Raw genomic sequence first — 24,065 nt, 5'->3', positions numbered from 1 at the left:
TGCGTCGCCCGGCCGGATCGGCGCTTAAGAGCGCCGAGCTCGAATAAAAAAGGTCAGCCGCGGCCGATGAACGGCATCTTGGTCGCCATGACGGTCATGAACTGGACATTGGCCTCCAGCGGCAGGTTCGCCATCATCAGCACGGCGTCGCCGACATGGTCCGGATCCATCACCGCCTCGGCCCGCGTCGAGCCGTCAGGCTGGGCTACCCCGGCCTTCATCTTGCCGCCCATCGGGGTATCGGCATTGCCGATATCGATCTGGCCGCAGGCGATGTCGTAGGCGCGCCCATCGAGCGACGTCGCCTTGGTGATGCCGGTCACGGCGTGCTTGGTCGCCGTGTAGGCGATCGAGTTCGGCCGCGGGGCATGCGCCGAGATCGAGCCGTTGTTGATGATCCGGCCGCCCCGGGGATCCTGGTCGCGCATGATCCGGAAGGCGTGCTGGGTGCACAGGAACAGGGCCGTGAGGTTGGTGTCGACCACCTGGCGCCACGTGTCGAGCGGCAGATCCTCCAGGGGCACCGGCGGCGCACCGATCCCGGCATTGTTGAACAGCAGGTCGAGGCGGCCGAAGCGGGACGTCGTCTGCGCGAACAGGTTGGCGATCGAATCCGGGTCGGTCACGTCGGTGGGGACCACGAGGGCTCGGCCGGCCTCGATCCGCGCCGCGACCTCGTCGAGGGGCGCCTGTCGCCGCCCGGACAGCACCACGCTCCACCCGGCGCCGGCAAGCGCCAGGGCCGAAGCCCTGCCGACTCCCGTCCCCGCCCCGGTCACGATCGCGATCCGACCAGCCACCGACATCGCTGCCTCCCTGTTTATACCGTTGTCCTGCCTGTACCGGACGGCCGCGGCGGCGCGAAGAGCGATCCGTTTCAGAGACGGGCAGACCGTAGCGGCTGCCGACACGCTATGATGGGACACGGGGGACGCGGACCAGGAGCGGCGGGATGCGAGCGTATCGGGGGCCAGGCGAGACCGCGATTATGGTGGGGCAGGGGTGAGGGCGCCCGAGATTCCGTTCCTGGCCGGCCTCGACGCCACCGCCGCCGAGGCGGTGCGGGCGCGCATGGTCGCGATGGCGGTGCCGGGCGGCCGGACCCTGTTCGAGCAGGGCGATGCCGGTGACGCGCTCTACACCCTGGTCTCCGGCGCGGTCGGCGTCTCGACCCGCGACCACCACGGGCTGCAGACCCGGATCGCCCGCCTGAGGCCGCCCGAGATTTTTGGCGAAATGGCGCTCCTGTCCGACGCGCCGCGGGCCGCGACTGTCATGGCGCTGCGCGATTCGCAGCTCCTGTGCCTGACCCGCGCAGCCTTCGAGGCCGTGATCACGGAGCATCCGCACACGCTTCTGTACTTTGCCCGCATGCTCGCCGAGCGCCTGCGCGCCCTCTATGAGGGCCACTCGGTGCACCATGCACCGCGCACCTTCGTCGTGCTCGCGGTGACCGACGGCCCCGATCCGGAGCCGTTCGCTCGGGCCTTCGCCGCCGCCCTGGACGCGATCCTACCGGGCGAGACCGGTTGCCTGACCCGATGGCCGGAGGGAGCGGACGAGGACTGGGTCCACGCCTTCGAGGCCCGGCATGTGCGGACCGTGTTCCTGGCCCGGGAGATCGACGGCCCGTGGTCCCGGTTGAGCCAGCGCCTCGGCGACCACATCCTGCTGTTGGCCGAACCCGGTGCGCCGCCGCGCCCGGGCGCGACCGCCTATCTGGAGCGGGTGCGCTCCGACTGGATCCGCATGGATCTGGTGGTGCGCCAGGATCCCCAGGCGCAGCGGCCCAAGGCCCTGCACCCCGACGTCGCCGGCCTGCCCACGGCCATGCGGATCCAGATCCGCCCCGGCCGGCCGGACGACATGGCTCGGCTCGCCCGGCTCGCCTGCGGCGCCGGACGGGGCCTCGTGCTCGGCGGCGGCGGCGCGCGGGCGCTGGCCCATCTCGGCGTGCTCCAAGCCCTGGACGAGGCCGGCTGCGCGGCGGACTTCGTCGGCGGCACCAGCATGGGCGCGGTGATCGCCGCCAGCCTCGCCATGGGCTGGAGCCTCGGCGAGATCCGGGAGCACACCGAAGCCGCCTTCACCGGCCGCAACCTGATCAACGATTACACGCTGCCGATCCACGCCCTGACCCGGGGCGCCAAGGTCGATGCCAGCCTCGCCGAGCGCTACGGCGGCGCGCGCATCGAGGATCTGTGGCTGCCGTTCTTCTGCGTCTCGTCGAACCTTACCACCGGGCGGGCGATGATTCATCGCGACGGCGACCTGCCCAAGGCGCTGCGGGCCAGCATCGCCATCCCGGGCCTGCTGCCCCCGGTCCTGTGCGACGAAGGCGTGCTGGTCGACGGCGGCATGATGAACAACGTGCCGGCGGACGTGGCCGCAGGACTGGAGCGCGGCCCGGTCCTGGCCGTCGATGTCGGCAGCGACCGCGCGTTCCAGGACATGCCGATGCGGGGCTGGCGGGGCCGGCTCCTGCGCCGGCTGATCGGTTCGCCGTTGGCGATGCCGGGCCTCGCGCCGCTGCTGCTGCGCGCCGCCACGGTCTCGAGCGACGCGCAGACCATGGTGGCGGCGGCCCACGCCACGGCCCTGCTCAAACCGCCGCTCGCTGGCATCGACCTGCGCGCCTGGTCGAGCTTCCGCGAATCCGCCGAGCTCGGCTACTGGGACACGTGCGCCAACATTGCGGCCGGGCATCTGGCGCAGTGGCTCGATCCGATGCGCTGAACCGGTGACGAAACCGAAAGTCCGGCGGGTGTGCGCCAGCGCACTGCGGCAAACGGCGGCCGGTAACCGAATGCCCCGGGCGACGATCTTCCTGAGGAGACGATACGTCGAGCCTGAAGATCATGATGACCCATTCTGTCAGACCACACACCGCGGCCAAAACGAACGCCACGCAAAACCTTCGGGACGGCGACGGATCGCCCTATGTCCCGGCGACCGGTGCCCTGCTGCACGGTGCGGCCTTCGTCCTGCTCTGCCTCTGGACGCGGACCACCCCGGACCGCCTCAGGGACCAACTCGACGCCGAGGCGGGCGCCTGTTCCGCCCTCGGCTTCTGACGGGACGGAGCGCGGGACCTGATGATGGATGTGGCAGGCGTTGCGTTTCGCCGGGTCGGCCTGCCGGAGGTAAGCCTGCACGTGGCCGAAGCCGGCCCGGATTCGGGGCCGGCGACCATCCTGCTGCACGGTTTCCCGGAATTCTGGTACGGCTGGCGCCACCAGATCGGTCCGCTCTCCGAAGCTGGCCTGCGGCTCGTCGTGCCGGACCAGCGCGGCTACGGCCTCAGCGACAAGCCACGGGGCGTGGCCGCCTATCACCTCGACAAGCTGGCCGCCGACGTGATCGCCCTGGCCGACGCCTACGGCTTCGCAACGATCCGCCTCGTCGGCCACGATTGGGGCGGGCTCGTCGCGTGGTGGACCGCCAGCCATTATCCCGACCGGATCGCGCGGCTCGCGATCCTCAACGCGCCGCATCCGGGCATCGTCGGCTCCTATATCCGCCGCCACCCGGGGCAGTGGCTGCGCAGTTCCTATGTCGGCCTGTTTCAGCTGCCCGTCCTGCCGGAGCGGCTGCTCACGCTGGATCGCTGCCGTGCCCTTCGGCATGCGCTGACAAGCAGCAGCCGGCCGGGCGCCTTCGCACCCGCCGACATCGACCGTTACGTTGAGGCCTGGCTGCAGCCTGGCGCGATGACGGCCATGCTGAACTGGTATCGCGCCCTGGCCCGCTTGCCGCGGGCGGAGCCACCGCGGGTCCGCGTGCCGACCCTGATCCTCTGGGGCAAACAGGACACCGCCCTGCAACCGGGCTTGGCGGAGGCGAGCCTGGACCTCTGCGATGACGGGCGGATCGCCTGGTATCCGCAAGCGACCCACTGGCTTGCGCACGAAGAGCCCGCTGCCGTGAATACGGCGCTGCGCGACTTTCTGGCCTAGAGCCGTTCCCGCTCGCGTTGCCACGGGCTCCGAATGCGGACCGTGTAATCGGGCGGACTTTATCACCGCAGAAGTTGTATCAACGAAGTCAAGCCCGCTTTAATGGACGTCTAATGACTGCGCCACGGTTCAGAGCCCGCCTTAATCCAGCCCTTTTGTCAGATTGCACAGATGCTTTTTCCGATGTCTTTCCGGAACATCCCCGCCCGTAAACCATTGTGCTGGCACTTCTCGGACTGGACTGGAGCATTTCAACAATGTCATTTCGTTCACTGCTGACCGTCGGCGTATTCTTCGGCGGTCTTGTCGCCGGCACGGCGTCGGTTCAGGCGGCTCCTGCGATGCCGCAACCGGGCCTGGCCGGGCACGACATGGTCGAGTCCGTCGTGATGCATCATCATCGGATGCACCGGCACCATTCCACACGCCACGAGCGCCGGGCGCGCCGCCTGAACACGATGCGGCACGGCAACCCGAACGCAAAGAACCCAGCCCTGCGCGGCTACCAGCAGAACCTCGGCAACACCACCGGCGGCCCGCGCTACTGAGCGAGCTGACCCGATCTGAATGACAGCCCGGCGCCCACAGCGCCGGGTTTTTTGTCTCGGAGAAGCCTCACCTTAGAGTGGCGATGGTTTCTCCCCAGGCGCATTGCTCGGCACGGCCTGATTCGGCGGGCTCACTCTGCTAAGAGGCGCCATGGTCCGAACCGCCGTCCGCACCGCCCCCGAAACGCCGCCTGCCGCCAGCCTGGATCCGTCCGGCGCCACGCCGATGATGGCGCAGTACATCGAGATCAAGGCGGCCAACCCCGACTGCCTCCTGTTCTACCGGATGGGGGATTTCTACGAGTTGTTCTTCGGCGACGCCGAGATCGCATCCCGGGCGCTCGGCATCGTGCTGACCAAGCGCGGCCGGCATGGCGGTGCCGAGATCCCAATGTGCGGCGTCCCGGTGGACCGGGCCGACGATTACCTCAGCCGCCTGATCGCGCTCGGCAACCGCGTCGCAGTCTGCGAGCAGACCGAGGACCCCGCCGAGGCCAAGCGCCGCGGTCCGAAATCGGTGGTCCGGCGGGAGGTGGTGCGCCTCGTCACGCCGGGCACGATCACCGAGGATCGCCTGCTCGATCCGGCCAGCGCCAATCTTCTGCTAGCGATCGGGCGGCGCAAGACTGGGGAGGGCGCTACTGCCTACGGCTTGGCCGCCATCGACATCTCCACCGGTCGCTTCTCCCTGAGCGAGGTGCCCGCGGGCGATCTCGCGGGCGCCATCGCCCGGCACGATCCCCGCGAGATCGTCCTGTCCGAGGCGATCCACGCCGATCCGGAGCTTGCGCGGATCTGGCAGGAGAGTCGGGCCGCGATCGTCCCCCTGGCACAGGCGGAACTGGAGCCCGCAGCGGCCGAGCGGCGAGTGCGCGAGCAGTACGGCGTCTCGACGCTCGACGGTTTCGGCAGCTTCACCCGGGCCGAGATCCAGGCTGCCGGGACGGCCCTGCTGTACATCGCCCGAACCCAGATCGCCGCCCGGGCGCCACTGTCGGTGCCCAGCCGGGAGGAGGCCGGGGCGACGCTCGCCATCGATGCCGCCACCCGCGCCAATCTGGAACTGACACGAACCCTCTCGGGCGCGCGGGCGGGCAGCCTTCTCGACACGATCGACCGGACGGTGACGGCCAACGGCGCCCGGTTGCTGGCCGAGCGCCTCGCCGGCCCGCTCACCGATCTGGCCCGGATCGCCAAGCGGCATGAAACGGTCGCGCTGCTGGTCGAGGATCACGCCCTGCGCCGCACGATCCGCGATACGCTGGCGCGGGCGCCCGACCTCGCCCGGGCCCTCTCGCGAGTCGGGCTCGGCCGCGGCGGACCGCGCGACCTTGCGGCGATCCGGGACGGGCTTGCGGCGGCCGCCGGGCTCGGCACCGTCCTAACACAAGCTGACGCGACCACGGCGGAGCTGACACGGATCGCGCAGGCCTGCGGGGCGGCCGACCCGGCTTTGACCGAGACTCTGCGCGCGGCGCTGGCCGACGACCTGCCGCTGTCCCGCCGGGACGGCAATTTCGTGCGCGCGGGCTACGCCGCCGAGATCGACGAGGCGCGGCTGCTCGGTCAGGATTCGCGCAAGGTCGTGGCGGCGCTCCAGGCCCGCTACGCGGAGGAGACCGGCTGCCGGACCCTGCGGATCAAGCACAACAACCTGCTCGGCTATTTCATCGAAGTTCCGCAATCGGTGGGCGAGGCCTGCCTCAAGGGTCTGCAGCGCGACTTCGTCCACCGCCAGACCATGGTCGACGCGATGCGCTTCACCAGCGTCGAGCTCGGCGACCTGGAACGGAAGATCGCCGGCGCGACCGATCGGGCCGAGGCCCTCGAAGCCGCGGTGTTCGATGACTTGGCCGGCCGGATCCTGGGCCAGGCCGAAACGATCGCCCGGACGGCCGAAGCCCTGGCGTCGCTCGACGTCGCCGCCAGCAACGCCGAGCTCGCGGTCGAGCTGGACTGGCGCCGGCCCGAGGTCGACGATTCGTTGGCCTTCGCCATCACCGGCGGCCGCCATCCTGTGGTCGAGGCGGCCCTGCGCCGGGCCGGCGCGCCGTTCATCGCCAACGATTGCGACCTGTCGGGTGAGACGCGGGGCCGGATCCGGCTGATCACCGGCCCGAACATGGGCGGCAAGTCGACCTTCCTGCGCCAGAACGCGCTGATCGCGGTGCTGGCCCAGATGGGCGCCTTCGTGCCGGCGGCCTCGGCCCGGATCGGCCGGGTCGACCGGCTGTTCTCCCGGGTCGGCGCGGCCGACGACCTGGCGCGCGGGCAATCGACCTTCATGGTCGAGATGGTGGAAACCGCCGCGATCCTCAATCAGGCGACCCGGCGCTCCCTGGTGATCCTCGACGAGATCGGCCGGGGCACCGCGACCTTCGATGGGCTGTCGATCGCCTGGGCCTGCCTGGAGCATCTCCACGAGGCCAATGCCTGCCGGGCGCTGTTCGCCACGCATTTCCACGAGTTGACGGCGCTCGGCGACCGTCTGGCCCGGCTCGACAACGCCACCCTGAAGGTGGCTGAGCACCGGGACGGCGTGGTGTTCCTGCACGAGGTCGTGCCGGGCATCGCCGAGCGCAGCTACGGCTTGCAGGTGGCCCGCTTGGCCGGCCTGCCGGGCAGCGTGGTGGCGCGGGCCGGGGCGATCCTGAAGAGCCTGGAGAAGGCTGAGCGCGGCCGCCCGGCCCGGGCCAAGATCGACGACCTGCCGCTCTTCGCGGCGCTCGCCCCGCCGCCACCGCCGGAGCCCCCGGCGGAGGATCCGCTGGGTGCGCTCCTCGACGCCATCGACCCGGACGCGCTGACGCCCCGGGAGGCGCTGGATGCGCTCTACCGGCTGAAGCGGGAGCGGGCGGAGAAGCGGTGATTGTGGAGTGTGCGGGGTCTCCCACCAAACCCCCTCATCCTGAGGTGCTGCGCAGCAGCCTCGAAGGAGCCCTCCAGGGATCGCGCGGCTGGCTGGAGGCCTCTTTCGAGGCCTTCGCTTCGCTCCGTCGCCTCAGGATGAGGGGGGTGGTCGGGGAGCGCCCGTTGCAAAAAAACTACGGCGCCGGCGCGAAATGAAATCCGTCCGGCGCCCCGTGCTCCGGCGCCCGGCCGGCCCGACGGTCGGCGACCCAGTCTAAAATGCTGGCGACCACGCGCTCGGAATAAGGTTTCGCGATCACCCCGATGGCGCCGGCGAAGTCGGCCGGGATGCGCTTGGCGTTGGCGGTCATGAACACCACGGTGATCCGCGGATCGGCCGCGAGCGCCCGGGCAACCTCGACGCCGGTGGGGCCGTCAACCAAGTGGATGTCGACGAAGGCGACGTCGGGCTCGGCCGAGCGGCCGAGGGCGATCGCTTCGGCCGAATTCCCGGCGATGCCGACCGTGACATGCCCGAGATCGTCGAGCAGGCATTCGAGTTCGAGCGCGATCAGCACCTCATCCTCGACCACGAGGATGCGGAGCGCAGCATCCGCGCCGGCGTTCCCACCCCTCATGCGATCTCCCTTTTGGTGTCTCGACCGCTGAGCGTTTCACGAGCTTGAAGCGTTCGGGCCGAATTCTCAAGTCGGCAGCTGGAGCGGGATATCGATCTCGACATGGGTGCCGGGCCCGGCATCAGCCCAGGCGATGGTCCCGCGCAGCTGGCGGACCACCATCTCCACCAGATTCCGGCCGAAGCCCGCGGGGTTGGGCGGCGCCGCCGCCAAGCCGACACCGTCGTCCCGGATCGTGAGCTGCATGCCGGCCGCTGTGCGGCGGGCCGTGATCGAGACGCGCCCCTCCCGGGCGTTCGGAAAGGCGTGGCGCAGGGCGTTGGCGGTCAGCTCGTGAATCAGCAGGGCGAGCGGCGCGGCCATGGCGGCCGCCACCGCGATCGGCTCGACCTCGGCCTCGACCCGCTGCTTGTCTTGATCGAGGCCTGCATTCACGTCGGACAGGAACTCGGCAGCGAAGTCGCCGAGGTTGAAATGGGTGCAGTCACCCTCCGAGTAGAGCATCCGATGCGCCGTCGAGAGCGCGCCGATCCGCTCCGCCATGCCCTGAAGCGCGTCCCGGGCATCGCCCTCCGGGGTGCGGCGGGCCTTGAGCAACATCAGCGACGAGATCACCTGAAGATTGTTCTTCACCCGGTGATCGACCTCGTGGAGCAGGGCGGTCTTCTGCTCCAGGGCGGCGCTCAGGTCGTGGGTCCGCGCGGCGACCAGACGTTCCAGCTCGTCGTTGGTGACGCGCATCGTCACCTCGCGCTCGCGGGTATGGGTCATGTCGGCTTGCGCCGCGTAGAAATACGCGAGCCCGGCCGCATCGTGGACCGGCGTAATCGTCATCGCGCTCCAGTAGGTGGAGCCGTCCTTGCGGTAGTTCAGCAGCTCGGCGGTCACCGGATTGCCCGCCTCGACGGCGGCCCGGATCCGGGCGACCTCGGACATATCGGTTCGCGCTCCCTGGAGCATGCGGCAGTTGCGCCCCAGCAGCTCGTCAGCGTCGAAGCCGGTCAGCTCCAGGAACGCGTCGTTGACCCAGGAGATTGGGTTGTCGGGCGCGCGCGCGTCGGTGATGACCATCGGGGATGGACTGCGCGCGAAGGCATCGACCAGCATCGCGTGCGGCGGGCTGGGTTCGGGACGAGCACTCAACACATCATTCCACACTTGGTCGACATAACTTGGACGCGGGGCGACCGTCCGCACGCTCCGCGGCTGCGGAACGTGGACACCACGTTAAGCATGCTTCGACCATGATAAAGGCGCTCGGCCTCCCGATTCAGCCAAGACCCGAACGGCCCAAGGCTGCCACGATTTCGCGGGATCAAGGCCAACAGAGCTCAGGAGTTCCATGCGATGGGCAACCCGCCACAGGCTTTGCGTCGCTTCCACCTGCGCGACATCGTCGAGGACCGGCGGATCGTGCTGATGCTGGCGCTCGGATTCTCCTCCGGCCTGCCGCTGCTGCTGGTGCTCGGGACCTTCACGCTCCGGCTCGCCTTCTCGGATATCGACGTGCGGGCGATCGGCCTGTTCAGCTACGTCGCGCTCCCGTATTCACTGAAATTCCTCTGGGCTCCGGCGATCGACCGGCTGAACGTGCCGGTCCTAAGCGCGCGGCTCGGCCGGCGCCGGGCCTGGATGGTGACGACGCAGGCCGCGGTCGCACTCTGCTTGATCCTCATGGCCTTCTCGGACCCGAAGACCAACCTGGCGCTCTTGGGGCTCGGCGCCTTCCTGGTGGCGTTCTGCGCGGCGAGCCAGGACGTGGTGGTGGATGGCTGGCGCATCGACGCCGCCGGCAGCGACTTCCAGGGCATCCTGGCGGCGACCTCGAACCTCGGCTACCGGCTCGGGCTGATCGCGGCCGGGGCGGGTGCGCTGTTCATCGCCGCGTCCGGCGGCTGGACCCTCGCCTACCTGACCATGGCCGCCTTGATGCTGGTGGGCATGATCGCCGCGCTTCTGGCGCCGGCCTTCGACGCGCCGCGCCGGGTTCAGGCCGATGCCACCGGCCATTCCCGGTTCTGGTCGATGCGCCGGGCCATTCTGGAGCCGCTGACCGAGTTGCACGGGCGCTTCGGCGGCGCGCTCTGGGGCATCCTGCTGCTGGTGGCGCTCTACCGCCTGCCGGACTTCCTCTCCGGCGTGATGGCGAGCCCGCTCTACCGGGCGCTCGGCTTCGACCTGAAGGAGATCGCCACCGTCACGAAGCTCTACGGCATCTGGGTCGGCATCGCCGGCGGCTTCGCCGGCGGCTGGGCGCTCGCCCGGCTGGGCCTGTTCCCGATGCTGCTGCTCGGCGCCTTCCTGGCCGCATCCTCGCATCTCGCCTTCGCATGGCTCTCGGCCGGCGCCCCCGAGATCTGGCGCTTGACGGTAGCGATCTCGATCGAGAACTTCTGCGGATCCTTCGCGGGCATCGTCCTCATCGCCTACATGTCCAGCCTCACCAGCACAGCCTATGCGGCGACGCAGTACGCGCTGTTCTCCTCGCTCTACGCCCTGCCGGGCAAGCTGATCGCCGGCTCCTCGGGCTTCGTGGTCGCGGCGATCGGCTATCCGGCCTTCTTCGTGATGACCTCGCTGGTCGGGATCCCGGTGCTGATCCTGTGCCTCGCGGTCGGGCGGCACGGGCAGCGACAGGACGAGGCCGCGGCGCGGGCGGCCGAGGAGGCGGGGAACCGCATCCCGGCGCCCGAGCTTCCTTCCACGGCGCGGGCCTCCGGCACTGCGTGACGCGAACAGACCCAGGGATTCACGGATGAGCACGACCGACCTCACCCGCGCCGACGCGACCGTGCCGGCGACGATTCCCGAGACGGCCCTGAGCGACGCCGATCTCGCCGCGCTGCGCCGGGCCGTGCAGGTGCTGGAGCGGCCGAGCCTGGCCGCCCGCCTGTCCTCGGCCGCCGGTGCCCCCCTCGACATCATCGGCCGCTCGCTGCCCGCCCCGGTCACTGAAGCGGTCGGCCGGTCCACCGAGGCGGCGATGCGCGGCGCCCTGCGGGTCGCCCTGGCGACGCTGCCGCGCACGAACGTGGTCCCCGCGGACGGCACCGCGATCGAGGCTGGCGTCGCCAAGACGGAGAGCCGGCTGACCCGGCTGCTGGGCTCGGGCGACACCAAGCACAAGGCCTTCGCCGCGCTCTCCGGCGCCATCGGGGGCGCGTTCGGGCTCGCGACCCTGGCGGTGGAGCTTCCGGTTTCGACCACACTGATGCTGCGCTCGATCGCCGAGATCGCCCGGGAGGAGGGCGAGGATCTAGAAACGCCGGAGGGCGCGCTGGCCTGCGTCCAGGTCTTTGCGCTGGGCGGTCGCACGCCGCCCGAGACCGAGGCCGGCTCGGCGCTCACCGAGAGCGGCTACTTCGCCGTGCGCGCGGCCCTGGCCAAGACCCTGTCAGAGGCGGCTCGCTACGCGGGCAGCAAGACCCTGCTCGACCAGTCGGCCCCGGCGCTGATCCGATTCACCGCGCAGATCGCGGCCCGGTTCGGTCTCGTGGTCTCCCAGAAGGTCGCCGCCCAGGCGGTGCCGGTTCTGGGCGCCTTCGGCGGCGCCGCAGTGAACACCGCCTTCATGAGCCACTTCCAATCAACCGCCCGCGCGCATTTCACCGTGCGACGGCTGGAGCGGTCCTATGGCGCTGCGGCCGTGCGGGCGGCCTACGAGGTGGAGAAGGCGGCGCTCGGGGTGGCCTGAGCAGGGATCTCTCGACGACACCGCCTCGCCGTCATCGCGAGCGCAGCGAAGCAACCTAGGGCAGCGTGCAATCCCAGGACGTGGCGCGTCCCAGGGTTGCTTCGCGGCGCTCGCAATGACGGAGTACGGTCGAATCCCGAACCCGCCTTGATCCGCCCTTCCGGTACCTCCAGAACCGATCCGCGTAACGCGGAGAGACGGAGGCGATTCTGATCAGCAACGCCGAGATGGTGACCCGGCTCGCCCTAGCAGCTTTGGCCGGCAGCGTGATCGGGCTGGAGCGCGAGCGGCTGCTCTGGGCGGCGGGCTTGCGGACGCACATGCTCGTCTGCGTCGGCTCCTGCCTGATCATGATCGTCTCGGCCTTCGGCTTCAGCGACGTGCTCGGCACCAAGAACATCGTGCTCGATCCCTCGCGCATGGCCGCGCAGGTGGTGTCGGGCATCGGATTCCTCGGGGCGGGTACGATCCTGCTGCGCGGCGAGGTGGTGAAGGGCCTCACCACGGCGGCGAGCCTCTGGGGCGTGGCGGCGATCGGCCTGGCGGTGGGCAGCGGGCTCTACGTGCCGGCCCTGGCGACCACGGCCCTGGTGGTCGGCATCCTGGCCGGGATCAAGCCGTTCGAGGAGCGCTGGCGCGAACGGATGCGGTCGCAAACCCTGCGGATGACCGTCCGCAAGGGCACGATGTCGATCGACACGCTCCACGACGTCACGGGCGAGCGCGCCTCGCGGGTCCGCCAGTTCACCACCCGGCCGGCCTCCGACCCGGATCTCGACGAGGTGACCGTCACCTTCGTCCGGCTGTCGCGCACCAGCTTCGAGGCGATCGCCGCGAAGCTGCGCGCGACAGACGACGTAATCTCGGTCGATACCGTCGACAGCTGAGAGTCAGGCCGCCGCCTCGCCATCCAGGAACAGCCGGTAGGCAGGGTTCTCGGTCTCGTCGGTGGCCGGATAGCCCAGCGCCTCGATCGCTTCGTCGAACCGGACGCGCTCGGCCGGAGGCACCGCGATCCCGGCGAGCACCCGGCCGTAATCAGCGCCGTGGTTGCGGTAGTGGAACAGGGTGATGTCGAAGTTCGGCCCCAGGGCGTCCAGGAACTTCATCAGCGCCCCCGGCCGCTCCGGGAACTGGAAGCGGAACAGCCGCTCATGCGCCACGCCCACGGCCCGGCCGCCGACCATGTAGCGGACATGGACCTTGGCCATCTCGTTGTCGCTCATGTCGAGGACGCGATAGCCGGCCTCGCGTAGGTCGCCGATCAGCGCCTGCTTCTCGCGCTTGCCCCCGGCGACGTTGATGCCGACGAAGATCTGCGCCTCCGCCCCCGGCGCGTGGCGATAGTTGAACTCGGTGATCGCCCGGGGCCCGAGCGCCCGGATGAACGCCCGGTAGGCGCCGGGCTGCTCCGGGATGGTGACGCCGAGCAGGACCTCGCGCTGCTCGCCGATCTCCGCCCGCTCGGCGATGTGGCGCAGACGGTCGAAATTGAGATTCGCCCCCGAGGAGATCGCGATCAGGGTGCCGTCGCCACCCTCGCGCTCGGCATAGAGCTTGGCCCCGGCGAGGCTCAGCGCCCCGGACGGCTCGGACACCGCCCGGGTGTCGTCGAAGATGTCCTTGACCGCCGCGCACATGGCGTCGGTGTCGACGGTGATGACTTCGTCGAGATGCTCGCGGCAAAGCCGAAAGGTCTCCTCGCCGGCCTGGCGCACGGCGACGCCGTCGGCGAACAACCCGACCGAAGGCAGGCTGACCCGTGTGTCGGCAGCCAGCGCCGCGGCCATGCAGGCGGCATCCTCCGGCTCGACGCCGATCACCTTGGTGCCCGGGCGCAGGTACTTCACGAAGGTCGCGATCCCGGCCGCCAGACCGCCGCCGCCCACTGGCACGAAGATCGCCTCGATCGGCCCGGTATGCTGCTCCAGGATCTCCTTGCCGATCGTCCCCTGGCCGGCGATCACCTCGGGATCGTCGAACGGGTGCAGGAAGGTCAGGCCCTGCTCGGCCTCCAGGATCTTCGCCTGGGCCAGGGCCTCGTCGAAGGCGTCGCCATGCAGCACCACCTCGGCGCCCCGCGCCCGGCAGGCATCGACCTTGATCGACGGGGTGGTGCGCGGCATCACGATCACCGCCCGGGCCCCGAGCTTGGCCGCTGCCAGCGCCACGCCCTGCGCGTGGTTGCCCGCCGAGGCGCAGACCACGCCCCGGGCGATCTGGTCCGGGCTCAGTCCCGACATCTTGTTGTAGGCGCCCCGCAGCTTGAACGAGAAGACCGGCTGCAGGTCCTCGCGCTTCAGGAGCACGGGCCGACCGAGCCGCTGGGTCATCCGCGGCATCGGATCGAGCGGGCTCTCGATCGCCACGTCGTAGACGCGGGCGGTCAGGATCTTTCGGATGTAGTCGGTCATTTTTTGGGACTTGGGGCGCGTGGCGCGGATGGCCGGAGATAGACCCTCGCGCCGCGAGATGCGAGCGACGCGCCCGATCGGGTCTGCTACCCCACCCGTTCCACCAAAGCCGCCACCCACACCAGCAGCGCCGCCACCTGCGCCATGAAGGTGCCGGCCGAGGCCAGGTCCTTCACGGTGCCGATCATCGGGTGATGGCCCGGATGGACGTGGTCGCAGAGTTTTTCTACGGCGGTGTTCAGGAACTCGGCGGCCAGCATCAGCAGCAGGCTCGCCATCAGGGCCACCCGGACCCACAGGGTCGAGCCGAGCAGCAGCGCCACCGGCACGCCGAGCGCCAGCAGCATCAGCTCCTGCCGCACGGCCCGCTCGGTGCGGGCGCCGTGGCGCAGGCCGCGCCAGGAATTCAGGAAGGCGAGGACCAAAGCGTTCATCGAGCCGCGCCCTCCGGCACGGACCGGCTGATCCACTTGGCCAGCAGCGGCCCGGTGAGCAGCACCACGAACAGCCGCAGGGTCTGCACGGCGAGCACGAAGGAGACGTCCGCCTTCGAGCCGACCGCGATGATCGCCACGGAATCGAGGCCGCCCGGGCTGGTGGCCAGCACCGCGGTGAGCAGGTCGATCGGCAGCAGGAAGGTCAGGCCCCAACCCCACGCGGCGCACAGGGCGATCACCGAAAACGTCGCCGCCAGGATGCCGGGCAGCGCAGAAAAGGTCAGCCGCAGGGTCTCGCGGGTGAAGCGCAGGCCGACATAGATTCCGATGCAGGCATAGGCGAGTTCGAGGATCGGCGCCGGCAGGGACATCCGCACCAGACCGCTGGCATGGAGCAGGCTGCCGAGCACCATCGGGCCGATCTGGGCGCCGGCCGGGACCCGCAGGGCCAGGGCCGCGCCGGCACCGACCACCGCCACAGCAAGGGTCGCCAGCAGCGCGACCGGCCCGGTCACCTCAGCCGCGCCGGCGGCCGCCCCCGGGATTGGCGCCTCCATCAGGAATCGGGCGGCGAGCGAGGCCGAGAACACGACCGCGGCCACGCGGACATATTGCATGAAGGCCACGAGCCGCGGATCCGCGCCGAAATCCTCGGCCATCGCCACCATGGCCGAGGCGCCCCCGGGCGAAGAACCCCAGGCCGCCGTGGTGCCGGGCAGCACCCGCAACCGGGTCAGGACCCAGCCGACGAAACCGCTCGCCGCCACGGTCACGAGCACGACGGCTACGATCAGCGGCCCGTCCTCGAACAGGGTCTGGGCGATCTGCCCGGTGACGGCGTGGGCGACCAGGCATCCGATCATCGCCTGAGAGGCGTTGAAGGCGACGCGCGGCACGTGCAGCCGGGAGCCGCCGACCCCGAACGCGATGGCCGCGATCATCGGGCCGAGCAGCAACGCCGCTGGGAACTGCGCGAGCAGCAGCCCGTACGAGACGGCCGCGGACACGGCGACGAGGGCGGCCCAGAGGCCGAGGGTGCGGAAGGGGGGCAAGGCGACCGGCGGGGGGAATGCACCCGCACTGATTGTCGGGCGTGAGGGCCGCTACACCGCAATATGGGCCCTGTCACGGCAAAGATTTTTGGGAATGCCGATGTCAGGGTTGGGGAGGTCCGGTGTTCGCGTGGGGTTTCGTGAGCCCGTTTCTCTCAAGATGAAGCATTTCGACCGCTTGACGCCCGCCACCCGGCCAATCCCACCCACTTCCCTTATCCTTCGAGGCTCGCTGCGCTCGCGCCTCAGGATGAAGGAAGTGGGCTGGAGGGGTGCCGATCAGGAACGGCCCTACGGCCCCATTTTGATATTCGCAAAAGCCGCATCCAGTCGGCCGCGTGCCGCCGCGAGCGCGGTGCGGCGATCGGCCAGCCAGGTCCGGTCAGCGTCGAGGCGCGTCCGGGCAGCGGCGAGCATGCGCCGGACCTCCGCGGGTTGCGGGCCGCCCAGGCCCTTGGCGGCGTCGATCATGCCCCGCGCCGACAGGGCCGCCCGGAACCGTGCCTCGTCGAGGGGCAGGTCCGGCTTGAGGCCCGAGCCGGCGGCGGCCTCCGCGTAGATCCGCTTCACCTCGGCGAAGGGCAGATCGGCCGGGCGCAGGTCGTGGCTGCGGCCATAGCTGACCAGCTCGGAGGCGAAATGGTGCCCGAGCCGGAACGGCACGTCGGCCTCGCGCTGGAGGGTGTCGGCGAGCTCCGTGGTGGTGGAATAGTCGGCCGCGACCTCGTCGGCGGCCCGGTCCCGGTCGATCACCAGCCCGTCGAGGACCCGGGTCCAGCGCCGGCAGGTCTCGGCCGCTTCGGAGATGGTCCGGCCCGGGGGCTCCCCCTGGTTGCGCTTGTAGTCCGGCATGCCGGACTCGACGTTGTGGGCCATGATGACGAAGGCCTGGGCGGCGCCGACCACGTCGCTCGCCTTCATGCGCAGGCTGTAGAGCGCCACCGGGTTGCGCTTCTGCGGCATGATGCTGCTCGGGCCGGTCAGCGCGCCCTCGCGCAGCAGGATCCAGGGCCGGGTCTGGTGGTATTGGGCGTAGAGGTCCTGCGCGAAACTACTGGCCGTGGTGGCGAGGTTGGCCGACAGGCCGGTCAGCTCCAGGCCGAGATCCATCGGGGCCAGCTGGCCGGCATCGTAGCTGTTCTCCACCGGCGCATCGAAGCCGAGCAGCCCGGCGAGCCGGCCGCGATCGACCGGAAAGCTGGAGGTGCCGAGGGCCGCAGCGCCGAGCGGCGACAGGTTCACCCGCGCCCAGCTCTCGCGCAGGCGGTCCGCGTCGCGGGCAAGCGCCCCGGCATAGCCGAGCAGGTAATGGCCCAGCGTAGTCGGCTGCGCCTGCACCCCGTTGGTGTAGGCCGGGACGATCGTGTCGGCCTCCCGCTCGGCGACGGTCAGGAGCGCGGCGCGAGTCCCATCCAGAGCCTCGGCGAGGTCGAGCAGCCGGTCGCGCTGGTCGAGCTTCAGCACGGTCGGGATGATGTCCTGCCGGCTGCGGCCGGAATGCATCCGCGTGGCATCCGGGCCGGCGATGGCGGTGATCAGCGGCTCGATCCGCAGGTAATCGTCCGGCCGCTCGGCGCCCGGCTTGGCGGCCTCCGAGGCGACCTGATCGAGGGCTTGGGCGATCCGCACCCCGAGGTCCCGCGGGACGATGCCGGTTTCCACGGTCATCACCAGAGAGGCGCGGTCGATGGCGTCGATGCGGGCAAAGCTATCTTGGGAGGCGGCGAGGGTTGTCGCGGGGGTGAGAAAGGCGACCAGGGTCGCGATCAGTCTGCGCCGCATGAGCTTGCTCCTATGCGCCGCCGTTTCGCGCCGGCCGGGGCATTCTCTGCGATCCGGCGAGTGATCACACATCACAATCCGGATCGTGTTCGGGAGTGGTAATTATTGAGAGGTCCGCGGCACACCGGCAGCACGGTTCGTCGAACCAGCGAGCTGCTTTGTGAATCACCCCGTCATTCTGGGGCCGCGCAGCGGAGCCCGGAATCCAGAAACTTCGTTGTATCAGGAACTTGCGCTGTCAGCGGATCTGGATCCCGGGCTCGCCTGCGGCGCCCCGGGATGACAGGGCGGGCCAACGAACGTCCGCGCCCCAGAACCCAAACCCTGAAAAAGCTAAGCCGTCTCATCCCGGCAGGCCGCCGTGCCGGGCGGTGCATGCGCGCGGAAGAACGCAGCCAAGTTCGCCAGCCCGGGCGCGCGCGGGTCGCTCGCCCGCCAGGCGAGCGCGATGGTGCGGCCCGGACCGTCGACGTCGAAGGACCGGGTGACGGTCAGGCCGGTCGGGTCGGGGCCGGGGGGCACGGCCAGCGCCGGCAGCAGGGTGTAACCGGTCCCGGCCGCCACCATCGAGCGGAGGGTCTCCAGGCTGGTGGCGTGGCGGCCCACGGAAGAACCCGCGCCGCAGGCGGCGATCGCCTGGTCGCGCAGGCAATTGCCCTCGTCGAGGAGCAGCAGGTCCGGCCCGGCGATCTCGGTAGCCGAGAGGGCACCGCCGCGGGCCAGCGCGTGCTCGGCCGGACAGGCGAGCCAGAACGGCTCGACGAAGAGCGGCGCCACCGCCAGCCCGACGGGGGGCAGCGGCAGCGAGACCAGGGCGGCGTCGATGCGCCCGTCGCGCAGGCCCTCGACGATCTCGGCGGTGCGCGATTCGGAGAGCGACAGGGTCAACAGGGGGTACTGCTGGCGCAGGGGCCGCAGCACCAGCGGGAAGAAGTAGGGCCCGAGCGTCTGGATCGCGGCCAGGACCAGCCGGCCGGTGAGCGGCGAGCCCCGGCCCTCGGTGGCGAGCGCCAGCAGCCGCTGGGCCTCGGCCAGGACGATCCGCGACTGCCGGACGATGCCCTGGCCGGCCTCGGTGAGCAGCACCCGACGGTTCGAGCGCTCGAACAGGGTCAGCCCCAGGGCGCCCTCCAGCTTGCGCACCTGCACGCTCAGGGTCGGTTGGCTGACATTGCAGCGCTCGGCCGCCCGGCCGAAATGGCCCTCGTCGGCCACCGCCACGACATATTCCAGGTCGCGGAGCGACAAACCCGAGAAATTCATATGCTGCGTCTATCATGGCGTTTGCGACGATGCATTAGCCATTGGGCCCGCCAGGGTCCATAACCTCGTCGGAACGGTTCCAGTCTGCCGAGTCGGCCCCATATCCCGCTCACAGGCTTCACGGAGAGACGAGACGCATGAGCGATCAACGCCCGATTCTCACGACCCGCCAGGGCCATCCGGTCCGCGACAACCAGAGCACCCGCACGGTCGGCGAGCGCGGCCCCGCGACGCTCGAGAACTACCAGTTCATCGAGAAGATCACCCACTTCGATCGTGAGCGCATTCCGGAGCGCGTGGTCCATGCTCGCGGCGCCGGCGCCCACGGCTACTTCGAGGCCTACGGCAAGATCGGTAACGAGCCGGCTTCCAAGTACACCCGCGCCCGCGTGCTCAACGAGACCGGCGTGAAGACGCCGATGTTCGTGCGCTTCTCGACGGTGGCCGGCGCCAAGGAGAGCCCGGAGACCGAGCGCGACCCGCGCGGCTTCGCGGTGAAGTTCAAGACCGTCGACGGCAATTGGGACCTGGTTGGCAACAACCTCAAGGTGTTCTTCATCCGGGACGCGATCAAGTTCCCCGACATGATCCACGCGTTCAAGCCGGACCCGGTGACCAACCGCCAGGAGGCGTGGCGCTTCTTCGACTTCGTCGCGCAGCACCCCGAGTCGATCCACATGGTGACGCACCTCAAGTCGCCCTGGGGCATCCCGGCCAACTACCGTGAGATGGAAGGCTCCGGCGTCAACACCTACAAGCTGGTCAACGACCAGGGCGAGGCCGTGCTCTGCAAGTTCCACTGGGAGCCGAAGCAGGGCGTCCGCAACCTGACCTCGCAGCAGGCCGCCGAAATCCAGGGCAAGGATGTCGGCCACGCGACCCGCGACCTGTACGACAACATCAAGGCCGGCAACTTCCCCGAGTGGGAGTTCTGCGTGCAGATCATGCCGGACGGCCCGAACGACCACCTGTCGTTCGATCCGCTGGACGACACGAAGCTGTGGCCGGTGGACCAGTTCCCGCTGCTGCCGGTGGGCCGCATGGTGCTGGACCGGGTGCCGGACAACTTCTTCGCTGAGGTCGAGCAGTCGGCCTTCGGCACCGGCGTGCTGGTCGACGGCATCGACTTCTCGGACGACAAGATGCTGCAGGGCCGGACCCTGTCCTACTCGGACACCCAGCGCTACCGCGTCGGCCCGAACTACCTGCAGCTGCCGATCAACGCGCCGCAGCCGGGCGTGAAGGTCTATTCCAACCAGCGGGACGGCCAGATGACCTACTCGGTCGACGGCACCGGGCCGAACAAGCACATCAACTACGAGCCCTCGACCCTAGCCGAGGGCCTGCGCGAGGCGCCCAAGCCGGCCAAGGAGTACCGCCAGCCGGTGCAGGGCCAGCTCGGTCGCTACCAGACCTCGCGCACCGAGGACGACTACACTCAGGCCGGCGTCCGGTACCGCTCGTTCCAGGATTGGGAGCGGGACGACCTGATCGCCAATCTGGTCGGCGACATGAAGCAGTGCCCGGAGCCGATCCAACTGCGGATGGTCTGGCACTTCTGGCACGCGGACGAGGATTACGGCCGCCGCGTCGCAGAGGGTGCGGGCATCGACCTGGAGAAGGCCAAGGCCCTGCCGCCGCTGCCGGGCCGCGCCGCGCCGCACAAGCGCCTGCAGGCCGAGACCTACACGGACGGCTCCCAGGCCCATCGGGTCGCCGCCGAGTAAGTTTTTTACGCGGCGCCGAACCGGCCCTGACTGAATGAAGGCCCCGCGGGTGAAAACCCGCGGGGCCTTCTTTTTGGCCTCATCCCGAGGCGCGATCGGCGCTCAGGGGCAGTGGCGGCGGACGTAACCTTTGCCGATATAGGTCTGTGTGGCCGGATCGTAGGTCCGGAAGCGCCGGGCGCAGGCTGCGACGGCGGCGGAAAGATCGGCCGGGTCCGCCTCCACCACCGGCGGCACATCGGCCGGCGCCACGTAGACTGGAGGCCTGTAGACCCGCGACGCGTAGATATAGGCGTCGTCGTAGAACGGATCGCCGAAATCGCCCCACAGGCTGCCCAGGCCAAACCCGAGCCCGAGGCCGGCAAGCCCGTAGCCGTAGTAGCCGCCATACCACGGCCGGTAGGTGTACGGGTGCCGGAACGCGAAGCCGGGCCGGTACGGCCGCCCACCGATGATCGCGGGGCCCGGCCGGACCGGTCCGAGCGGCCGCCCCCAGGCGCCGACCCGGGTCCCGACGCCGCCGTGGAACCCGCCCCCAAATCCGCGCGCCTCGGCACCGGTCATCGTCAGCGGGAGCACGATGACGGCAGTTGCAACCAGAAGAAGCGTCGACCTGTCGATGCGTGCCATAGTGTCCACCTGAAGCAGGACGCCGGTCACGTCAGCTTGCGGACTCGGCGGAATACTCCACGTCATCCTGGCCCAGCGTCGTTCTGCGTCAAGAGTGCTTGGCCAGCACCTCCGGCATCGCTGGCTCGACTGTCGCGGGCGAGGGGCGACCTGCGGGCATCTTGCGGACGGGCGGCGTCCGCCCCGGTCAGCGGCCGCTGGCCGGCAGCGACGGCTGAAGCGGCGCGCTGCCCAAGTCCGGCGCGGCGGCGCTGACCTTGCGGTCGCGGCCGGCGGACTGCCCGACCAGGATGGCGGTGATCGCGATGGTGACGAACAGGCCGCCGGCGAGGCCCCAGCCACCCGTCGCCTCGTGGGCGAAGCCGAAGGCCAGGGGGCCGAGGCAGGCGCCGGTATAGCCGATGCCCTGCGCCATGGCCGAGAGGCCGGCGGCGCTGGCGGCATCCGCGGCGCGCAGGACGATCAAGGTCAGCCCGAGGCCGAAGCAGCCGCCGATGCCGAAGCCGAGGGCACAGGCCCCCGGGATGCGCAACGCTTCCGGTCCGAAGGCGAGCAACAGGAACGCGACCGCGGTCAGCCCCGGAATCGCGACGATCCAGGCCCGCTGGTCCCGCACCCGGGCGGCCAGCATGGCAGTGATCAGGGCGCCCGGCGCCTGGACCAGGGTCATCAGCGAGGCGTAGAGGCCGGCATCGAGCGCCGAAAGGCCGCGCGCCTGGAGCAGCAGGGGCAGCCAGCCGAACAGGGTGTAGGCCAGGGAGGATTGCAGGCCCATGAAGCCCGTGACCCACCAGGCCAGGGGATTGCGCAGCAAACGTCCGGCAGAGGGCGCGGCTTTCGAGGCGGTGCGACGGGCGAATGGGATCCACAGGAACCCCGCCACAAGCGCAGGCAGCGCCCAGACCGCGAGCGCCGAGGGCCAGCCGCCGCCGAGGGCGTGCTCCACCGGAACCGCCGCGCCCGCGCCGGCCGCCGCGCCGAGGCACAGTGTCATCGTGTAGAGGCCGGTCATCAGGCCGCTGCTGCCGGAAAAGTCGCGCTTTACCAGGGCGGGCAAAAGCACGTTGTCGAGACCGATCCCGATGGCGGCCAGCGCCGTTCCGGTGAAGAGCGGCCCGAGGCCGCCGAGACCGCGCAGGGCCAAGCCGGCGGCCAGGATCGTGGCGCCGACCAGCACGGCGAGATCGGGCCCGATCCGCCGGATCAGCGGCGCCGCCAACGCGCAAGCGATGCCGAGGCACAGGACCGGCAGGGTGGTGAGGATCGCGGCGCCGCCGGCGCTGAGCCCGGTGCTCTCCCGGATCGTCGCCAGGAGCGGCCCGATCGTGCTCAGCGCCGGGCGCAGGTTGAACGCCACCAGCATCAGCGCGAGGCCGAGCAGGAGCCGGCCCGGGGCCGTCCGCTCCGGGCTCATGACCGTCGACGGGCGGTGAGGGCGCCGCCCAGGCAGGCCGCAAGCATCAGCGCGAAGGCGGCATCGCCGAACTGGCCGTACAGGGTGCCGCCCACGATCCGAGCAGGCAGGTCGGCATCGAGCCAGGTTTCCGTGTCGAGCTCGGTCTGCGCGAGGATGCGGCCATGCGGGTCGATCACCGCGGAGATCCCGGTATTGGCGTCGCGGATCAGGGGCAGGCCCTCCTCGACGGCGCGCAGCCGCGCCTGGGCGAGGTGCTGGCGGGGGCCCGGCGTGTCGCCGAACCAGGCATCGTTGGTGACGTTCAGAATCAGCCCGGGCGGCCGCGGCACCGAAGCGGCCGTCGCCGGCAGGATCGCGTGCGGAAAAATCGCCTCGTAGCAGATCGTGGCCGCCACGGGCGGCAGGCCCGGCACGGTCAGGATCCGCTGCGCCGCCAGTGTCCCGGCGGAGAAGCCGCCGGGAATCGCCACGAACTGGCGCAGGCCCAGGGCCCGAAGCGCCGCATCGAGAGGCGCCGGCAGGTACTCGCCGAACGGGACGAGGTGGACCTTGTCGTAGGTGTCGGAGATCACGCCGTCCGGTCCGATCACCATGACAGCGTTGAAGTAGCGCAGGCGCTCGCCGGGCAGGGGCTCTTCGGCCCGGGCCGCGCCGGTCATCAGCTGCTGGCCGGGCTTGAGACCGGCCAGCACCTTGGCCAGCGCATCGGGATCGCGCTGGATCAGGAACGGGAAGGCGGATTCCGGCCAGACGATATGGGTCGGCTCGGGCGCGCCGGCCTCGGTCGGGCGCTGGCTCAGCTCGATGTAGCGATCGACGATGTCGGCCCGGTTCTCAGGCCTGAACTTCGCATCCTGCGGCAGATTCGGCTGAACGAGGCGCAGGCGCACGCCGGTCACGACCGGATCGGGGGGGCCGACGCGTGCGGCGCCGTAGAGCGCCAGGCCGATCAGAACGATCGCGGCGGCGGCGCTCGGCCCGAACCGGCTGCGCGGATGCGAGCCGGTCGCCAGGGTCGCTGGCGCGGCGCAGATCAGCACGGCCAGGATGGTGAGGCCGTAGAGGCCGATGGCGGCGGCCCCTTGCATCAGCCAGAGGTTCTGGGCGAGCGCCATCCCGAGGGTGTTCCAGGGGAAGCCCGTGAACAGGTGGCCGCGCAGCCACTCGGCGGCGCCGATCCCGAAGGCCAGGGCGGCGATCCGCGCCGGGCCGCGCGCCCAGAGCAGACCGGCCGCGCCGAACCCCGCCCCGTAGAACAGGCCGAGCGCGAAGGGCAGGCCGACGACGCCGAGCGGCAGCGCCCACAGGAACTCGTCGGCCTCCACCAGGAAGGCCTGGCCGAGCCACCACAGGCCGGCGGTGAGATAGCCGAAGCCCCAGGCCCAGCCGAGCAGGAAGCAGGGCCGGAGCCTGCGTAGGGCGGTCCGGTCCGCGGCAGCCCCGTCCATGAGCCAGACCGCCACCGATAGGGACACGGCCAGCGCCGGCAGGAATCCGAAGGGCGGCATCGCCAGGGCGCCGAGCGCCCCGGCGAGCCAGGCGAGGCCGAGCCGCCGCCAGCCGGTCAGCCGGGCGATGGCGCGCACGAAGCCCGGGGAAGGGCGGCCCATGGGACCACTCGGGGCGGCAACGTCCCGGGCATGACCCACGGTCATGA

General features: G+C 70.3%; 20 protein-coding genes. 9 read left to right on the top strand and 11 right to left on the bottom strand.

Features of this window, described 5'->3' with window-relative positions:
* Positions 1 to 53 precede the first annotated feature (53 nt).
* Positions 54 to 806: an SDR family oxidoreductase gene (locus MKK67_RS27630; protein ID WP_243971530.1), complete on the bottom strand. Its 753-nt coding sequence runs from the start codon at positions 804 to 806 to the stop codon at positions 54 to 56.
* A 196-nt stretch (positions 807 to 1,002) separates the two neighbouring features.
* On the opposite strand from MKK67_RS27630, the gene MKK67_RS27625 reads away from it, so the two are divergent.
* From MKK67_RS27625 to mutS, 5 genes are all read left to right on the top strand, one after another.
* The gene (locus tag MKK67_RS27625; RefSeq protein ID WP_243971528.1) at positions 1,003 to 2,736 is read left to right on the top strand and encodes a patatin-like phospholipase family protein; all 1,734 of its coding nucleotides are present in this window, start codon (positions 1,003 to 1,005) and stop codon (positions 2,734 to 2,736) included.
* A 122-nt stretch (positions 2,737 to 2,858) separates the two neighbouring features.
* Positions 2,859 to 3,074, top strand: coding sequence for a hypothetical protein (locus tag MKK67_RS27620; protein WP_243971526.1), 216 nt, complete (start codon positions 2,859 to 2,861; stop codon positions 3,072 to 3,074).
* Between the two features lie 24 nt (positions 3,075 to 3,098).
* Positions 3,099 to 3,956, top strand: coding sequence for an alpha/beta fold hydrolase (locus tag MKK67_RS27615; RefSeq protein ID WP_243971726.1), 858 nt, complete (start codon positions 3,099 to 3,101; stop codon positions 3,954 to 3,956).
* A 257-nt stretch (positions 3,957 to 4,213) separates the two neighbouring features.
* The gene (locus MKK67_RS27610; RefSeq protein ID WP_243971525.1) at positions 4,214 to 4,504 is read left to right on the top strand and encodes a hypothetical protein; all 291 of its coding nucleotides are present in this window, start codon (positions 4,214 to 4,216) and stop codon (positions 4,502 to 4,504) included.
* A gap of 151 nt (positions 4,505 to 4,655) precedes the next feature.
* Positions 4,656 to 7,373, top strand: a complete 2,718-nt coding sequence (mutS, locus tag MKK67_RS27605) for a DNA mismatch repair protein MutS (protein ID WP_243971523.1) — start codon at positions 4,656 to 4,658, stop codon at positions 7,371 to 7,373.
* 175 nt (positions 7,374 to 7,548) lie between these two features.
* On the opposite strand, the gene MKK67_RS27600 is transcribed toward mutS, so the two are convergent.
* A complete protein-coding gene (locus MKK67_RS27600; RefSeq protein ID WP_243971521.1) occupies positions 7,549 to 7,992 on the bottom strand; it encodes a response regulator in 444 nt (147 codons plus the stop codon).
* A gap of 66 nt (positions 7,993 to 8,058) precedes the next feature.
* Complete coding sequence (locus tag MKK67_RS27595) at positions 8,059 to 9,099, bottom strand: PAS domain-containing protein (protein WP_243971724.1); 1,041 nt, start codon at positions 9,097 to 9,099, stop codon at positions 8,059 to 8,061.
* Positions 9,100 to 9,339: 240 nt separating this feature from the next.
* Here MKK67_RS27595 and MKK67_RS27590 point away from each other — a divergent pair, with 240 nt between their 5' ends.
* The 3 genes from MKK67_RS27590 to MKK67_RS27580 all read left to right on the top strand — a co-directional run bounded on the left by MKK67_RS27590 (position 9,340) and on the right by MKK67_RS27580 (position 12,573).
* Positions 9,340 to 10,722 (top strand): AmpG family muropeptide MFS transporter, encoded by a 1,383-nt coding sequence (locus MKK67_RS27590; RefSeq protein ID WP_243971519.1) that lies wholly within the window; start codon positions 9,340 to 9,342, stop codon positions 10,720 to 10,722.
* Positions 10,723 to 10,747: 25 nt separating this feature from the next.
* Positions 10,748 to 11,686 carry an EcsC family protein gene (locus tag MKK67_RS27585; protein ID WP_243971517.1) on the top strand — a complete coding sequence of 313 codons (939 nt, stop codon included), beginning with the start codon at positions 10,748 to 10,750 and terminating at the stop codon, positions 11,684 to 11,686.
* Between the two features lie 227 nt (positions 11,687 to 11,913).
* On the top strand, positions 11,914 to 12,573 hold the full coding sequence (locus MKK67_RS27580) for an MgtC/SapB family protein (protein WP_243971515.1): 660 nt from the start codon (positions 11,914 to 11,916) through the stop codon (positions 12,571 to 12,573).
* 3 nt (positions 12,574 to 12,576) lie between these two features.
* On the opposite strand, the gene ilvA is transcribed toward MKK67_RS27580, so the two are convergent.
* From ilvA to MKK67_RS27555, 5 genes are all read right to left on the bottom strand, one after another.
* Complete coding sequence (gene ilvA / locus MKK67_RS27575; protein WP_409568454.1) at positions 12,577 to 14,160, bottom strand: threonine ammonia-lyase, biosynthetic; 1,584 nt, start codon at positions 14,158 to 14,160, stop codon at positions 12,577 to 12,579.
* Positions 14,161 to 14,186: 26 nt separating this feature from the next.
* Positions 14,187 to 14,534 carry a diacylglycerol kinase gene (locus tag MKK67_RS27570; RefSeq protein ID WP_243971511.1) on the bottom strand — a complete coding sequence of 116 codons (348 nt, stop codon included), beginning with the start codon at positions 14,532 to 14,534 and terminating at the stop codon, positions 14,187 to 14,189.
* Positions 14,531 to 15,589: an AbrB family transcriptional regulator gene (locus MKK67_RS27565; RefSeq protein WP_243971509.1), complete on the bottom strand. Its 1,059-nt coding sequence runs from the start codon at positions 15,587 to 15,589 to the stop codon at positions 14,531 to 14,533. The genes MKK67_RS27570 and MKK67_RS27565 overlap by 4 nt, the downstream gene beginning before the upstream one ends.
* 291 nt (positions 15,590 to 15,880) lie before the next feature.
* Positions 15,881 to 17,371 (bottom strand): argininosuccinate lyase, encoded by a 1,491-nt coding sequence (locus MKK67_RS27560; RefSeq protein WP_243971507.1) that lies wholly within the window; start codon positions 17,369 to 17,371, stop codon positions 15,881 to 15,883.
* Positions 17,372 to 17,704: 333 nt separating this feature from the next.
* Entirely contained in the window at positions 17,705 to 18,634 is a 930-nt protein-coding gene (locus MKK67_RS27555; RefSeq protein ID WP_243971504.1) for a LysR substrate-binding domain-containing protein, read from the bottom strand.
* 137 nt (positions 18,635 to 18,771) lie between these two features.
* Here MKK67_RS27555 and MKK67_RS27550 point away from each other — a divergent pair, with 137 nt between their 5' ends.
* Positions 18,772 to 20,361, top strand: coding sequence for a catalase (locus MKK67_RS27550; RefSeq protein WP_243971502.1), 1,590 nt, complete (start codon positions 18,772 to 18,774; stop codon positions 20,359 to 20,361).
* A gap of 102 nt (positions 20,362 to 20,463) precedes the next feature.
* On the opposite strand, the gene MKK67_RS27545 is transcribed toward MKK67_RS27550, so the two are convergent.
* From MKK67_RS27545 to lnt, 3 genes are all read right to left on the bottom strand, one after another.
* Entirely contained in the window at positions 20,464 to 20,991 is a 528-nt protein-coding gene (locus MKK67_RS27545) for a BA14K family protein (RefSeq protein WP_243971500.1), read from the bottom strand.
* 187 nt (positions 20,992 to 21,178) lie between these two features.
* A complete protein-coding gene (locus tag MKK67_RS27540) occupies positions 21,179 to 22,405 on the bottom strand; it encodes an MFS transporter (protein ID WP_243971498.1) in 1,227 nt (408 codons plus the stop codon).
* Positions 22,402 to 24,063 (bottom strand): apolipoprotein N-acyltransferase, encoded by a 1,662-nt coding sequence (gene lnt, locus MKK67_RS27535; RefSeq protein ID WP_409568448.1) that lies wholly within the window; start codon positions 24,061 to 24,063, stop codon positions 22,402 to 22,404. The genes MKK67_RS27540 and lnt overlap by 4 nt, the downstream gene beginning before the upstream one ends.
* Between the last annotated feature and the right edge of the window lie 2 nt (positions 24,064 to 24,065).

Source organism: Methylobacterium sp. J-072, from assembly GCF_022829425.1.
Taxonomy (GTDB): Bacteria; Pseudomonadota; Alphaproteobacteria; order Rhizobiales; family Beijerinckiaceae; genus Methylobacterium.
Note: the sequence above shows the minus strand (reverse complement) of the source record. Positions and strands in the feature narration are given on the sequence as shown.